At 65.9% G+C, this 13,714-nt stretch carries 12 protein-coding genes and 1 tRNA gene; 10 read left to right on the top strand and 3 right to left on the bottom strand.

Annotation, left to right across the window (positions count from 1 at the left end):
- Positions 1-801 (top strand): 4-hydroxythreonine-4-phosphate dehydrogenase PdxA (gene pdxA, locus H5407_RS05330; protein WP_183103391.1); only part of this gene is annotated, 801 nt, incomplete at its 5' end.
- Between the two features lie 115 nt (positions 802-916).
- Here pdxA and H5407_RS05325 read toward each other — a convergent pair.
- Both H5407_RS05325 and mscL read right to left on the bottom strand, forming a co-directional pair.
- Entirely contained in the window at positions 917-3,454 is a 2,538-nt protein-coding gene (locus H5407_RS05325; RefSeq protein ID WP_183103390.1) for a DUF1631 family protein, read from the bottom strand.
- Between the two features lie 151 nt (positions 3,455-3,605).
- A complete protein-coding gene (gene mscL, locus H5407_RS05320; RefSeq protein WP_183103389.1) occupies positions 3,606-4,043 on the bottom strand; it encodes a large conductance mechanosensitive channel protein MscL in 438 nt (145 codons plus the stop codon).
- A 238-nt stretch (positions 4,044-4,281) separates the two neighbouring features.
- Here mscL and petA point away from each other — a divergent pair, with 238 nt between their 5' ends.
- From petA to H5407_RS05290, 6 genes are all read left to right on the top strand, one after another.
- Positions 4,282-4,878 (top strand): ubiquinol-cytochrome c reductase iron-sulfur subunit, encoded by a 597-nt coding sequence (gene petA, locus H5407_RS05315; RefSeq protein WP_183103388.1) that lies wholly within the window; start codon positions 4,282-4,284, stop codon positions 4,876-4,878.
- Positions 4,879-4,898: 20 nt separating this feature from the next.
- The gene (locus tag H5407_RS05310; RefSeq protein ID WP_183103387.1) at positions 4,899-6,299 is read left to right on the top strand and encodes a cytochrome bc complex cytochrome b subunit; all 1,401 of its coding nucleotides are present in this window, start codon (positions 4,899-4,901) and stop codon (positions 6,297-6,299) included.
- Positions 6,300-6,320: 21 nt separating this feature from the next.
- Positions 6,321-7,091 (top strand): cytochrome c1, encoded by a 771-nt coding sequence (locus H5407_RS05305; RefSeq protein ID WP_183103386.1) that lies wholly within the window; start codon positions 6,321-6,323, stop codon positions 7,089-7,091.
- A gap of 142 nt (positions 7,092-7,233) precedes the next feature.
- Positions 7,234-7,851 carry a glutathione S-transferase N-terminal domain-containing protein gene (locus tag H5407_RS05300; protein WP_183103385.1) on the top strand — a complete coding sequence of 206 codons (618 nt, stop codon included), beginning with the start codon at positions 7,234-7,236 and terminating at the stop codon, positions 7,849-7,851.
- A gap of 12 nt (positions 7,852-7,863) precedes the next feature.
- A complete protein-coding gene (locus H5407_RS05295; protein WP_183103384.1) occupies positions 7,864-8,427 on the top strand; it encodes a ClpXP protease specificity-enhancing factor in 564 nt (187 codons plus the stop codon).
- A 91-nt stretch (positions 8,428-8,518) separates the two neighbouring features.
- Positions 8,519-8,594: transfer RNA gene (locus H5407_RS05290), tRNA-Thr, on the top strand.
- 89 nt (positions 8,595-8,683) lie between these two features.
- Here H5407_RS05290 and H5407_RS05285 read toward each other — a convergent pair.
- Positions 8,684-9,025 carry a hypothetical protein gene (locus H5407_RS05285; protein ID WP_183103383.1) on the bottom strand — a complete coding sequence of 114 codons (342 nt, stop codon included), beginning with the start codon at positions 9,023-9,025 and terminating at the stop codon, positions 8,684-8,686.
- 345 nt (positions 9,026-9,370) lie between these two features.
- Between H5407_RS05285 and secA the strand changes: the two genes are divergently transcribed.
- The 3 genes from secA (at position 9,371) to H5407_RS05270 (ending at position 13,571) form a co-directional block, all read left to right on the top strand.
- A complete protein-coding gene (secA, locus tag H5407_RS05280; RefSeq protein ID WP_183103382.1) occupies positions 9,371-12,115 on the top strand; it encodes a preprotein translocase subunit SecA in 2,745 nt (914 codons plus the stop codon).
- Between the two features lie 194 nt (positions 12,116-12,309).
- Complete coding sequence (locus tag H5407_RS05275; RefSeq protein WP_183103381.1) at positions 12,310-12,804, top strand: FxDxF family PEP-CTERM protein; 495 nt, start codon at positions 12,310-12,312, stop codon at positions 12,802-12,804.
- A gap of 80 nt (positions 12,805-12,884) precedes the next feature.
- Positions 12,885-13,571, top strand: coding sequence for a PEP-CTERM sorting domain-containing protein (locus tag H5407_RS05270; RefSeq protein ID WP_183103380.1), 687 nt, complete (start codon positions 12,885-12,887; stop codon positions 13,569-13,571).
- The last annotated feature ends 143 nt before the right edge of the window (positions 13,572-13,714 follow it).

The following is a 13,714-nucleotide window of genomic DNA, read 5'->3' as shown; positions in this document are numbered from 1 at the left end:
TGGCAGCCGGCGGGCCTGCCCCCGGGGCTGGTGGACGAGCCGCTGGGGCAGATCAGCGCCCAGGCCGGTGCAGCCGCGGCGTGCTGCATCGAGGCGGCGGTGGCCGCCGTGCAGGCGGGGCAGGGGGCCGGCATCGTCACCGCGCCCATCCACAAGGAGGCCCTGCATGCGGCGGGCGTGCCTTTTCCCGGCCACACGGAGATGCTGCAGGCCCTGGCCACCGCGCCGGGCGCCGAGCCGCCAGCAGTGCGCATGATGCTGGCCAACGAGGAGCTGCGCACGGTGCTGGTGACCATCCATGTGTCCCTGCGCCGCGCCATCGAGCAGGTCACGCGGGAGGCCGTGCTGCAGACCCTGCGCATCACCCAGGAGTCGCTGCGCCGCTTCGGCCTCGCGGCGCCGCGCATCGCGGTGGCGGGCCTGAATCCGCATGCCGGTGAAGGCGGCCTGTTCGGTGACGAAGAGATCCGGGAGATCATCCCCGCCATCGCTGCGGCCCGCGCCGAAGGCATCGACGCCCAGGGGCCGTTCCCGCCGGACACCATCTTCATGCGCGCCCGCCACGCGCCCCCGCATCACCCGGGCGCTTTCGACGTGGTCGTGGCGATGACGCACGACCACGGCCTGATCCCCGTGAAGTACCTGGGCGTGGAGCAGGGCGTCAACGTCACCCTGGGCCTGCCCTTTGTGCGCACCAGCCCGGACCACGGCACGGCCTTCGACATCGTCGGCCAGCGGCGGGCGGATCCGGCCAGCATGCGGGCGGCGCTGCGCATGGCGTGGCAGCTCTGCGGCGCCTGAGCGTGTATGGCGTGTCGGCCAGGCCAGGGGCTGCTGGCAGCGTCACACAGGCCGCATCGGCAAGTGTCGATGCGCTCAGGCTTCGGGGGGCGACGCAAGATGCGTCGCCGTCAGATCACTGCTGGGTATTGAGTGCAGCCAGCTGCTTGCGTGCCCGCGCGGTGGCGCGTTCCAGCAGGTAGGCGTTCTCGAAGGCACGCAGGCGGCCGGTCTCGCAGAGCTTGCGCAGCATGCGAGCGGTCATGGTGACCGTCTGCTGGTGCTTGTGGCCCTGGGTGAAGATGAAGAAGCTGCGGCCGGCGCTGATGTGGGCCAGGCGCACCTTGCGCCAGTGCTCGCCGGTGTTCATCTGGTAGGCAAAGCCCAGCTGAAGGTGGTCGATCAGCAGGACGCCGGAGCTGGGCTCGGGCTCCTCGGTTGCGGAGGGCAGGCCGTCGATGCTGATGTCCACCGCCTGCAGCGGCGCTTCCTGGGCGGTGATGTCGATATCGACCTCGCCCTTCCAGTCCACCGAGGCTTCCTGGACCAGGCCCAGGCTGGAGGCTTCCTTGGCATTGAGGCCTTGGGCGAGGTCGATATCAACCTCGCCGGACTCGGTGTCCCGGAACTCATCCGGCTGCACCGGGGGCAGGTCTTGCTCCTTGGGGGCCTCGATGCCGAAGACCGCTTCCAGCTGCTTGACCAGCAGGTTGTAGTCCAGGGCGGAGAGGCCCTGGCCCTTGAGCGACTCGGCATGCACCGGCAGCAGCTGGCCGATGAAGGGTTTGCGCAGGGCCTCGGGCCAAGCGATCAGGTCCAGGCCCTCGTTGAGCGTCTGCATCATGCGGGGCAGAGCGCTCAGGAAGGCCTGGCGCTGCGGCCCCGGGGCCTTGGGCTGCACGCTCAGGACCAGGTCGCGGCCGAACTGGCGGAAGCGCTTCTCGCGGTCCACGCTGCCGCCCTCGTGGCGGGACGCCTGCACGATGGCGCCGCTCCAGGTCTGGGAGAGGAACTCACGCAGGAAGTCCGGCATGGGCACCTTGGCCAGGTTCTGGGCCAGCTGTTTGGCATAGCGTTGCTGCAGGCGGAGATCGGTTTCCTTTCGCTCGACCAGGGCCGCGGCATCGCCATGGGCCTGCAGGACCTGGGCGGTCTGGGCGCTGACGAAGGCCTCGAGGTCGTCGAGCTTCTGCTCGTAGATCTCGATGCGCTCGAAGTCACCCCCGCTGACGTCATGGACCAGGGCACGCACATGCTCAAGGAATTCCTTGCCCGGGGAATCGGCGAAGTCATCGTAGGCACAGGCCAGCGAGGCCAGGCGGTTGATGAAGCGGCGCACGGGATGGCGGCGCGAGGAGAAGAAGGTGTTGTCACCCAGCGCGGCGCGCAGCACGGGCAGCTGCAGCTGGGCCAGCAGGCGCGCCATCTGCGGCGGCACCTTGGCATCGGACAGGATGTGGTCGAAGAGGCTGCCCACCACATCGATCACCATGTGGTCCAGGGAGCCGGTGGCGGCCTGGCGCAGGGCGTCGCGGTGCAGGTGGATCAGGTTGGGCGGCAGGGACAGGGCGCCGCCAGGGATGGTGTCGTCGCCCCAGTCGCCGCCCCCCAGGGGCATGCTGGCACTGCCCGAACCGGGCAGGGTGCCCGGCACCGTGCTGGCGCCGAAGCCGGACCCGCCCATGCCGCCCGTCAGGGTGCCCGTCATGCCACCGCCTGCCGGCATGGGCAGGCTGGAGAGGCGACGCAGCAGTTCCATCAGTTGGGGATCGACGCTGCCCATCACGCCGGCCGGCGCATAGCCGCCGCCGTAGCCGGTGGCATAGCCGCCGCCGCTGAAGCCGCTGGGTGCGTTGATGCCGCCGGCGAAGCCGCCGCTCTGCATGGGCGCGCCATAGCCGGGTGCTGCATAGCCGCCCATGCCGCCGAAGCCGCTCTGGGCTGCCGGGCCCAGGCCGCCGAAGCGGGAGTTGCCGATGGGGCCTCCGAGGTCGCCGGCCACGCTGTTGGGGCCGCCCATGCCGCCCATGCCGCCGGACGGGTTCATGGCACGCACCCGCAGGTCCTGCTGGCGCAGGCCTCGGTTGCGGAAGAGCGTGGCAATGTCGGCGTAGCAGGCCCGCATCTCGGTTGTGAAGGCGCGGGTCAGTTCGTCGATCAGGGCCTGGCGGATGTCCTGCTCCTCGGTCAGGCTGTGGACGCCGTCCAACAGGGCCTGTGCGATCAGCTCGGGGCGCAGGGGGTTGCGGTCCAGTCCGCCCTCGGAGGAGCTGAGTCCGGCCAGGAAGGACTCGACGTCCCGCAGCTCCCACTCGCTCTGGTGGCCGATGGCCATGCCGATGCGGTCGGCTGCCACCATGGCATCGACCTGCTCGTCATCCATCAGCGAGAGCTCGCCCCAGGCCTTCTTGGCGGCGGGGGCGGCCTTGTCGCGCTGTTCGCCGGCCATCTGCCGGCGCAGACTGGCCTGGAACTCCTGGATGAACTTCGGCAGGTTCTCGCGGAACAGGTACTGGGCCGCCAGCAACGCATCGCGGCGCTTGGCAAAGCCGGCCGAGAGCGCCGCCAGCCCCAGGCCTTCAGCGCAGCGCTCAGCCGCCTGCTCGGCGGCTGCCCGGACGCGCTGGAAGGCGGCTTCGAGATGCGGGTTGAGGCGTGACTCGGGCTGGTTCATGGACGAGGGGGCCGGGCGCTTGCCACGTCAGGGGGCGCGACGCTTGCCAAGTATCCGTGGATTTGAAAACTCATGTTGTGACCAAGCGCAGCCTGCGCGCGCCGGAAGGCACGGTACCGCAATTCCCGGGCCGGCAGGCGTGAAGGCTTTCTCAGCGCTTGAGCGAATCGCGGATCTCGCGCAGCAGGACGATGTCCTCGGGCGTCACCGGCTCCACAGCCGGTGACGGCGCCGGCTCGTTGCGCTTCAGGCGGTTGATCTGCTTGACCATCATGAAGATGATGAAGGCCAGGATGATGAAGTTGAGCAGCACGGTCAGGAAACTGCCGTAGGCGAAGAGGGGCACGCCGGCCTTGGTCAGGGCGTCGTAGGTCTGCGGGCCCTTGAAGTCCGCCGGCACGGTGCCCAGCATGATGAAGTAGTTGGAGAAGTCCAGACCGCCGACCACCTTGCCCACCAGCGGCATGATCAGGTCCTTGACCATCGAATCGACGATCTTGCCGAAGGCGCCGCCGATGATCACGCCCACGGCGAGATCCACCACATTGCCCTTGACGGCAAATTCCCTGAACTCGCTCAGCATTCCCATCTTCATCTGCTCCTGCGGGAGGATCCCGGCTGCGTTGTGGCGCTATTGTCTACGTTTGAAGGCGTCGCAAATCGGGCCAAACACGGGGATTTCCTTCGCGGGTGCGTGCTGCAGCGCTGAACTGATGCCTCGGCGAGACGATTTGCGTATTCCCGGAGGTGCATCAAGTCAGGGTGGGGGTGGGCGTCCGCTAGAATCCGCGGTTGCTCCCGATCAGAAGTCTCCTTTGAGGACCCTCATGAGTGACCAGCAAGTGGACCAAGGCAAGCGCACGTGGCTCATCGCCACCAGTTGCGCCGGTGCCGGTGTCGGCGTCGCGACCGCCGTGCCCTTTGTCAGTACCTTCGCGCCGTCTGAGCGCGCCAAGGCTGCCGGTGCAGCCGTGGAAGTGGATATCAGCAGCCTGAAGCCGGGCGAGAAGCTGACGGTGGAATGGCGCGGCAAGCCGGTGTGGATCGTGCGTCGTACGCCCGAGCAACTGGAAGCCCTGAAGAAGAACGATCCGCAGCTGGCTGATCCGGAATCCAAGCGCACCGCCTACCCGACGCCGGATTACGCCAAGAACGGCTACCGCTCGATCAAGCCCGAGTACTTCGTGGGCGTGGGCATCTGCTCGCACCTGGGCTGCTCTCCCTCGGATAAGTTCCAGGCCGGCCCGCAGCCTTCGCTGCCGGACGACTGGAACGGCGGCTTCCTCTGCCCCTGCCACGGCTCGACCTTCGACCTGGCCGGCCGCGTGTTCAAGAACAAGCCCGCACCCGACAACCTCGAGGTGCCTCCCCATATGTATCTGTCCGACACCAAGCTCCTGATTGGTGAGGACAAGGCTGCCTAAGCGAGAGGACAGAGGTCGATATGGCTGAATTCAAAGAAGCTCCCGCAGGCGCGTCCGTGGGCGAGCAACTGCTGACCTGGGTGGACAATCGCTTCCCGCTCAGCAAGATGTACCGGGAGCACATGTCGGAGTACTACGCTCCGAAGAACTTCAACTGGTGGTACATCTTCGGCTCCCTGGCCATGCTGGTGCTGGTGATCCAGATCGTCACCGGCATCTTCCTGGTGATGCACTACAAGCCGGATGCCGCCGTGGCCTTCGCCTCGGTCGAGTACATCATGCGCGACGTGCCCTGGGGCTGGCTGATCCGCTACATGCACTCGACGGGCGCCTCCGCCTTCTTCGTGGTCGTGTACTTGCACATGTTCCGCGGCCTGCTGTACGGCTCGTACCGCAAGCCCCGCGAGCTGGTCTGGATCTTCGGCTGCGCCATCTTCCTGTGCCTGATGGCCGAGGCCTTCATGGGCTATCTGCTGCCCTGGGGCCAGATGTCCTACTGGGGCGCGCAGGTGATCGTGAACCTGTTTGCCGCCGTGCCCTTCGTCGGCAACGACCTGGCCCTGATGATCCGCGGCGACTACGTCGTCGGTGACGCCACCCTGAACCGCTTCTTCAGCTTCCACGTGATCGCCGTGCCCCTGGTCCTGCTGGGCCTGGTGGTGGCGCACATCATCGCGCTGCACGAAGTGGGTTCCAACAACCCGGACGGCGTTGAGATCAAGGCCAAGAAGGATGCGCAGGGCCGCCCGCTGGACGGCATCCCCTTCCATCCCTACTACAGCGTGCACGACATCTACGGCGTGGGCCTGTTCCTGATGGTGTTCTCCGCCATCATCTTCTTCGCGCCTGAGCTGGGCGGCTACTTCCTGGAGTACAACAACTTCATCCCGGCCGACCCCCTGAAGACCCCGCCGCACATCGCGCCGGTCTGGTACTTCACGCCCTTCTACTCGATGCTGCGCGCCACGACCGATGTGATGGTCAATGTGCTGTCGGTGATCGTGGGCCTGGGCGCCGTGCTGGCCGTGCTCAAGGGCACCTTCTCGGGCAAGGGCAAGATCGCCGCGCTGGTGATCGCCGCCGTCGCCATCTTCCTGCTCAAGACCTTCGACGCGAAGTTCTGGGGCGTGGTCGTGATGGGTGGCGCCGTGGTGATCCTGTTCTTCCTGCCCTGGCTGGACCACAGCCCGGTGAAGTCGATCCGCTATCGCCCGGACTGGCACAAGTATGTCTACGGCGTGTTCGTGGTCTTCTTCCTGGTGCTGGCCTACCTGGGCATCCAGCCCCCGACCGAGATCGGCACCCTCGTGGCCCAGATCGGCACCCTGTACTACTTCGGTTTCTTCCTGCTGATGCCGTGGTGGAGCAAGCAAGGCGTGTTCAAGCCTGTGCCTGACCGCGTCACCTTCCACCCCCACTGATCAGTCCAGGAGTTGCATCTCATGAAGAAATTCATCGCTACGCTGCTGATCGGCCTGGGCCTGGCCTCGGGTGCCATGGCCAACACCGGCGGCATGGAGTGGGACAAGTTCCCCAAGGAAAAGATGACGGACGTGGCGTCCCTTCAAAACGGCGCCAAGCTCTTCGTCAACTACTGCCTGAACTGCCATGCGGCCGCGTTCATGCGCTACAACCGCCTGCGTGACATCGGCCTGACCGAAGCCCAGATCAAGGGCAACCTGATGTTCGCCTCCGAGAAGGTGGGCGACGTCATGAAGGTCTCCCTGGACCCCAAGCAGGCCAAGGACTGGTTCGGCGCCACCCCGCCGGACCTGACCGTGATCGCCCGCTCGCGCGCCGATGGCGCCAAGGGCTCCGGTGCCGACTACCTCTACACCTACATGCGGACCTTCTACCGCGACGAGACCAAGGCCACGGGTTGGAACAACCTGGCCTTCCCCAGCGTCGCCATGCCGCATGTGCTGTGGGAGCTGCAGGGTCAGCGTGCCGCCAAGTTCGTCGAGGAAGCCGATCCGCATGATCCGTCCAAGAAGACCCATGTCTTCAAGGGATTCGAGCAACTGACCCCCGGCACCATGGATGCGCGCGCCTATGACAATGCCGTGGGTGACCTGGTCGCCTATCTGCAGTGGATGGGCGAGCCGGCGCAGGCTCAGCGTTTCCGCCTGGGTGTGCTCGTGCTGCTGGGTCTGGGCATCTTCACCCTGTTTGCCTGGCGCCTGAATGCGTCCTACTGGAAGGATGTGAAGTAAGCCTTCGGGCCCTGGCCGCCAGCCGGGCCCTGTTGCGCAGTGGGAGGCCTTCGCGGGCACCCACTGCGTTTGCCTTTTGTGTGCCGCTACCATGTCGGGCACACGGAATCGATTGTTGACCTGAACTCAGGAGTCCGCCGCCATGATGGTGCTTTATTCTGGAACCACTTGCCCCTACTCGCACCGTTGCCGCTTCGTGCTGTTTGAAAAGGGCATGGACTTCGAAATCCGTGACGTCGATCTGTTCGCCAAGCCGGAAGACATCGCGCTGATGAACCCGTACAACGAGGTGCCCATCCTCGTTGAGCGCGACCTCATCCTGTATGAGTCGCACATCATCAACGAGTACATCGACGAGCGCTTCCCGCACCCGCAGCTGATGCCCGGGGACCCGGTCGCTCGCGCCCGCGTGCGCCTGTTCCTGCTGAACTTCGAGAAGGAGCTGTTCGCCCACGTCAATGTGCTGGAGAACCGCGGCCAGGCCGTCAAGCCGACGGATAAGCAGCTGGAGAAGGCCCGCTCGCAGATCCGCGATCGCCTGACGCAGCTGGCGCCCATCTTCCTGAAGAACAAGTACATGCTGGGCGATGACTTCTCCATGCTGGACGTGGCCATCGCCCCGCTGCTGTGGCGCCTGGACTACTACGGCATCGACATGTCCAAGAACGCCCTGCCGCTGCTGAAGTACGCCGAGCGCATCTTCTCGCGTCCGGCCTACATCGAGGCGCTGACGCCCTCCGAAAAGGTGATGCGCAAGTAAGTCGCTGCTGCCATGGACCAGACCCCCGACGGTGGCGCGCCCACCGGCACCTCCACGCGGCCCTACCTCATCCGGGCCCTGCACGACTGGTGCACCGACAACGGCTTCACCCCCTACATCGCGGTGCAGGTCGACCGTTCGGTGCAGGTGCCGCTGGAGTACGTCAGCAACAACGAGATCGTGCTCAACGTGGGTTTCGATGCCACCAATGGCCTGGACCTCGGCAACGAGTTCATCCAGTTCAAGGCCCGCTTCGGCGGTGTGGCGCGCGAGATCATCGTGCCGGTGGACCATGTGGTGGCCATCTACGCCCGTGAGAATGGGCAGGGCATGGCCTTCCCGGCGCCTGCTGTCGAGGCGGATCCGGCTTCGGCAGTGAAGTCGGCGCCCCAGGCGGCGCCGAAGTCCGCGCCGAAGCTGGCGCCCAAGGGCCTGCGCCTGGCGCCGGCACCGGCCGCACCGGGCTCCGACGAGGCCGTGTCGGAGTCCTTCGAGACTCCGCCGCCTGGCGAAGGCCCGGCGGGCGGGCCCGGTGATGATCCGGGGCCGAGGCCGACGCTTAAACGCATCAAGTGAACGATGCGCGGCGCGCGGCGGGTGAGCATGTCTGCGGAATGCCTCTACAATGCGCGCCTGCCAAGGACTCCGGTCCTGGTCATTCATCACAGCCGGCTTAGCTCAGTTGGTAGAGCAACCGCCTTGTAAGCGGTAGGTCATCAGTTCGAATCCGATAGCCGGCACCAGACCCCATGAAGACACAGGCCCCGCGCCTGTGCTTGCGAGAAAACACAGGCCCCGCGCCTGTGTTTTGCTTTGTGGCCCCAGGAAGACCTCAGCCCTGCTGCACCTTGATCCGCACCCGGCTGGGCTGCAGACCCTGCTCCTGCAGGCGGGCTTCCAGCCGAGGCTGCAGCTGGCGCAGCTTGGCGGCCACGGCGGCATTGGCGGCGAGTAAGGTCCAGCCGTCCTCGTCAATGGGGCCGGGCTTGACGAAGCGGGTCATGGCGCCGGGCAGGGCAGGCGCCACCAGGGCCATGCGCCGCTGCGACTCCTGCATCAGCAGCCCCAGGCGCGCCAGGCCCTGGTGCTGGGCCAGCGCCTGGCTGATCGGCGTGGGGTCGGGCACCGCGGGGCCGCCGGTTTTGGGGGCGGGAGGAGCGTCGGGTCTGCGCATGGCGCTCAGTGTAGACCCGGAGGGCGGGGTGGGCGTCCGGACGCAAGGGGAGGGGAGCCGGGTGCTAAACTCCGCCGGTTGTCCTCCGCCCTGGTCCAGCTGCCTGGCGGGCCTATCGGGCTGATCCTCCCGTGTACCTCCGACCGACGTCAGGGGTTGCGCTCGGGGTTGTCGCGAAGGGCCTTGCAAGTGGCCGCTGTGCCCCGAGATGGAGGAACGGAAACGTTCCCGGGCTTCTTGCGCGCAGGCGCAGCAGGCCTGCCGTGCCAGCCCGCCTGCCCAGCACAGAAAAACACGAGCCAAGGCGAGCCTGGTGCCACCCAATTACCGTCCAAGAATCACTGCATGTTGCCCTCGCTTCTCACCAAGATCTTCGGTAGCCGCAACGAGCGCCTGCTGAAGCAGTACCGTCGCATCGTCCAGCAGATCAATGCACTGGAGCCCCAGATGGAGGCCCTGGACGACGAAGCGCTGCGGGCCAAGACCCAGGCATTCAAGGACCGCATCGCCAAGGGCGAGACGGTGGACCAGCTCCTGCCCGAGGCCTTTGCCGTCGTGCGCGAGGGCGGTAAGCGTGCCCTGAAGATGCGCCACTTCGACGTGCAGCTGATCGGGGGCATGGTGCTGAACGCCGGCAAGGTCGCCGAAATGCGCACCGGCGAAGGCAAGACCCTGATGGCCACGCTGCCGGTCTACCTCAATGCCCTGACCGGCAAGGGCGTGCACGTGGTGACGGTCAACGACTACCTGGCCCGCCGCGACGCCGAGTGGATGGCCAAGCTCTACAACTTCCTGGGCCTGACTGTGGGCATCAACCTGCCCCAGATGAGTCGTGAGGAGAAGCAGGCTGCCTACGCCGCCGACATCACCTACGGCACCAACAACGAATACGGCTTCGACTACCTGCGCGACAACATGGTCCACGATGTGCGTGACCGTGTGCAGCGCCAACTGGCCTATGCCATCGTCGATGAGGTGGACTCCATCCTGATCGACGAGGCCCGCACGCCCCTGATCATCTCCGGCCAGGCCGAGGACCAGACCGAGGTCTACCTGGCCATCAACCAGGTCGCACCCAAGCTGAAGAAGCAAATCGGCGAGATGGACCCGCGCACGGGCGAGGGCGTCATCGAGCCCGGTGACTTCACCGTGGACGAGAAGTCCCACCAGATCTACCTGACCGAAGACGGCCACGAGAACGCCGAGCGCCTGCTGGCCGAAGCCGGTCTGCTGGCCGAGGGCGCCAGCCTCTACGACGCCGGCAACATCACCCTGATGCACCACCTCTACGCGGCGCTGCGTGCACACCATGTGTTCCACCGCGACCAGCATTACGTGGTGCAGAACGGTGAGGTCACCATCGTCGATGAATTCACCGGCCGCCTGATGACGGGGCGCCGCTGGAGCGACGGCCTGCATCAGGCCGTGGAAGCCAAGGAAGGCGTGGCCATCCAGGCCGAGAACCAGACCATGGCCTCGATCACCTTCCAGAACTACTTCCGCATGTACGGCAAGCTGTCCGGCATGACCGGCACGGCCGACACGGAAGCCTACGAGTTCCAGGAAATCTACGGCCTCGAGACCGTGGTGATCCCGCCCAACCGACCGACCATCCGCAAGGACGAGCTGGACCTGGTTTACAAGACCGCCCAGGAAAAGTTCAACGCCGTCATTCTCGACATCCGCGACTGCCACGAGCGAGGCCAGCCGGTGCTGGTGGGCACCACCTCCATCGAGAACTCCGAGCTGATCTCCCAGCTGCTGACCCAGGCCAAGCTGCCGCACCAGGTGCTCAACGCCAAGCAGCACGCCAAGGAGGCCGAGATCGTCGCCCAGGCCGGTCGCCCGGGCGTGATCACCATCGCCACCAATATGGCCGGCCGCGGCACCGACATCGTGCTGGGCGGCAATGTGGAGAAGCAGATCCAGTTCCTGGAGGCTGATGAGTCGGTGTCTGCCGAGGACAAGGCCGCGCGCATCCAGAAGCTCAAGGACGAATGGGCCGACCTGCACGCCAAGGTCAAGGCTGAGGGCGGTCTGCGCATCATCGCCACCGAGCGCCATGAGAGCCGCCGCATCGACAACCAGCTGCGTGGCCGCTCCGGCCGCCAGGGCGATCCGGGCTCCTCGCGCTTCTACCTGTCGCTGGACGATCCGCTGATGCGCATCTTCGCCGGTGACCGTGTCCGCGCCATCATGGACCGCCTGAAGATGCCCGAGGGCGAGGCCATCGAAGCCGGCATCGTCACCCGCTCCATCGAGGGCGCCCAGCGCAAGGTCGAGGCGCGCAACTTCGACATCCGCAAGCAGCTGCTCGAGTACGACGACGTGTCGAACGACCAGCGCAAGGTCATCTACCAGCAGCGCAACGACATCCTGGAGGCCGAGCAACTGACGGCCCAGATCGGCAATCTGCGCCGCAGCTCGCTGGAGGACGTCGTCCGCACCTTCGTGCCGGCCGAGAGCCTGGAAGAGCAATGGGACCTGCCCGCCCTGGAACGTGTGCTCAAGGACGAATGGCAGCTGGAAGTGCCCCTGGTGGCCGAGGTCGCCAAGCGTGATGCCGTGACGGACGAGGACATCGTCGAGATGGTCGTGAAGGCCGGCGATGCCCTGTTCGAGGCCAAGCTGGCGCTGGTCGGCGAGGAGCAGTTCACGCCCTTCATGCGCATGGTCCTGCTGCAGTCCATCGACCAGCACTGGCGCGAGCACCTGGCCTCGCTGGACTACCTGCGCCAGGGCATCCACCTGCGTGGCTACGCCCAGAAGAACCCCAAGCAGGAATACAAGCGCGAGGCCTTCGAGCTGTTCTCTGCGCTGCTGGACGTGGTGAAGATGGAAGTCACCCGCGTTCTGATGAATGTGCGCATCCAGACGCAAGAAGAGGCCAGCGCCGCGGCCGAGGCCATCGAGCAACGCGCCGAGAGCGTCAGCAACGTCACCTACACCCATCCCAACGAGGATGGCTCGGTGTCGCAGGACATCGACCCCGCCACCCTCGCCGAGCAATTCGGCCATGTGGGCCGCAACGACCCCTGCCCCTGCGGCAGCGGCAAGAAGTTCAAGGCCTGCCACGGCAAGCTGAGCTGATCGAGCGACGGGCGGAGGGCTAGTAATTAGGTCGGCCCTGATCAAAAGCGTGCGTTATTTGACGACTTTTCAAGGACGGCCACATGCTTGAGGGGGATGCGAATTGTTGCAACTCCTCTACAGTCAGGCCATCGCAAAGGCTATGAACCGTGCCGCTGCGATGCCAAAAAACTCTGAATCGTTGGGCTTCCGAAATGTCGATCAAGACCTTTGTTGCTGCCGCTGCCATTGCTGCCTCCGCGCCCCTGGTGCATGCTGATCCGGTCTACATCCCCCTGAGCCCGACGGCTGCGGGTGTCGACTTCAGTGTCCTGGGCATCGCCAAGGGCGCCTTCACCCAGTATTTCAGCTTCAATGTGCTGAACAAGCAGACCTACCACGGCGAGCTGCACACCTTCAGCAAGGCCGCGGACGATGTCCACATCAGCAGCATCGTGCTGAGCAATGGCATCCAGTCCTTTGACTTCACGCCCGCCGCGGCCTCCAGCACCGGTACCGAGTACTGGAAGCTGGCTGCCGTCGATCTCAGTGCCGGTGAATGGCACCTGACGATCTCCGGCGTGGACACCGTGAAGAAGGCCGCCGGCAACTTCCAGGGCTTCCTGCACGTTCCCGAGCCGGGCTCCCTGGCCCTGGCGGGCCTGGCCGCCGCCGCTCTGGTGGGCGCGCGTCGCCGTCGCCAATCCTGAGCAGGCCGCTGTGCCTGTGTGAGTGGGGGCTGGGTTTTTCGGGATCCAGCCGTGTTTCGGCCTGCCGTCGGGGATCGAAGATGAACGTCACGAAATTTGCTGTGTCCTGGGGTGTGGCGCTGGCCGCGCTCGCGGGCCTCAGCCTGCCGGCCCAGGGCCAGACCGTGTCCCTGCTCTTCGATGCCACCCAGCCGGGGTCGATCAAGCTCACCACGACGGGGTCTGACGACTACGGCACCGGCGTCCTGAACTACACCTCCTCCACCGGGGCGAGTTTCGCCGCCTACTGCGTGGATCTGCAGCAGGACTACGCCACCCAGGAAAACGGCTACCAGACTTTCTCCCTGGGGACCTTCAGCGGTCGCGAGGCCTCGGCCCTGCAGGGACTGTTCTCGACCACCTTCTCCAGTGTGGACACGACGGTCGAGCGAGCCGCTTTCCAGACCGCCGTCTGGGAAATCACGCATGAGAGTAGCTCCGCGGCCTTCAGCGTGTCGGCCGGGGCGGGCTCCTTCTATTTCCAGAACCTGACCGGCGGTACGGCGGCCGACAACACCAGCTTCGTCAACCTGGTCAACAGCTATCTGAACGCCGCCGAGGCCTACCATGGTCCAGCGCTCTACGAGCTGACCCGCCTGAGCAACCCCACCTACCAGGATTTGGTCGTGGCCCAGATCGCGCCGGTGCCGGAACCCAGCCGCCTGGCCATGATGCTGGCGGGCCTTGGCGCCGTCGGCTTCATGGCAGGGCGCCGCCAGCGCCGCTGATCGTCGCGACGGGAGCGGCCGTTTGAGGCACAAGGGCGAGGCTCGCAAGGGCCTCGCCCTTTGTCATGGCGCCGGGCGTTCGATGCCTTTCCTGCGCATTGCCGTAGACCGGCCCCTTTTCCATGCTGCAGTGCATCCATGCA

The organism is Mitsuaria sp. WAJ17 (assembly GCF_014174515.1).
Taxonomy (GTDB): Bacteria; Pseudomonadota; Gammaproteobacteria; order Burkholderiales; family Burkholderiaceae_C; genus Roseateles_B.
This window is presented reverse-complemented; position numbering and strand designations above follow the sequence as displayed.

What these genes read in the sequence shown, in the direction of transcription:
- mscL (WP_183103389.1), bottom strand. Translation starts at nt 4,043, where the DNA reads ATGGGAATGCTGAGCGAGTTCAGGGAATTTGCCGTCAAGGGCAATGTG.
- H5407_RS05270 (WP_183103380.1), top strand. Translation starts at nt 12,885, where the DNA reads ATGAACGTCACGAAATTTGCTGTGTCCTGGGGTGTGGCGCTGGCCGCG.
- H5407_RS05300 (WP_183103385.1), top strand. Translation starts at nt 7,234, where the DNA reads ATGATGGTGCTTTATTCTGGAACCACTTGCCCCTACTCGCACCGTTGC.
- H5407_RS05325 (WP_183103390.1), bottom strand. Translation starts at nt 3,454, where the DNA reads ATGAACCAGCCCGAGTCACGCCTCAACCCGCATCTCGAAGCCGCCTTC.
- H5407_RS05310 (WP_183103387.1), top strand. Translation starts at nt 4,899, where the DNA reads ATGGCTGAATTCAAAGAAGCTCCCGCAGGCGCGTCCGTGGGCGAGCAA.
- secA (WP_183103382.1), top strand. Translation starts at nt 9,371, where the DNA reads ATGTTGCCCTCGCTTCTCACCAAGATCTTCGGTAGCCGCAACGAGCGC.
- petA (WP_183103388.1), top strand. Translation starts at nt 4,282, where the DNA reads ATGAGTGACCAGCAAGTGGACCAAGGCAAGCGCACGTGGCTCATCGCC.
- H5407_RS05275 (WP_183103381.1), top strand. Translation starts at nt 12,310, where the DNA reads ATGTCGATCAAGACCTTTGTTGCTGCCGCTGCCATTGCTGCCTCCGCG.
- H5407_RS05285 (WP_183103383.1), bottom strand. Translation starts at nt 9,025, where the DNA reads ATGCGCAGACCCGACGCTCCTCCCGCCCCCAAAACCGGCGGCCCCGCG.
- H5407_RS05305 (WP_183103386.1), top strand. Translation starts at nt 6,321, where the DNA reads ATGAAGAAATTCATCGCTACGCTGCTGATCGGCCTGGGCCTGGCCTCG.
- H5407_RS05295 (WP_183103384.1), top strand. Translation starts at nt 7,864, where the DNA reads ATGGACCAGACCCCCGACGGTGGCGCGCCCACCGGCACCTCCACGCGG.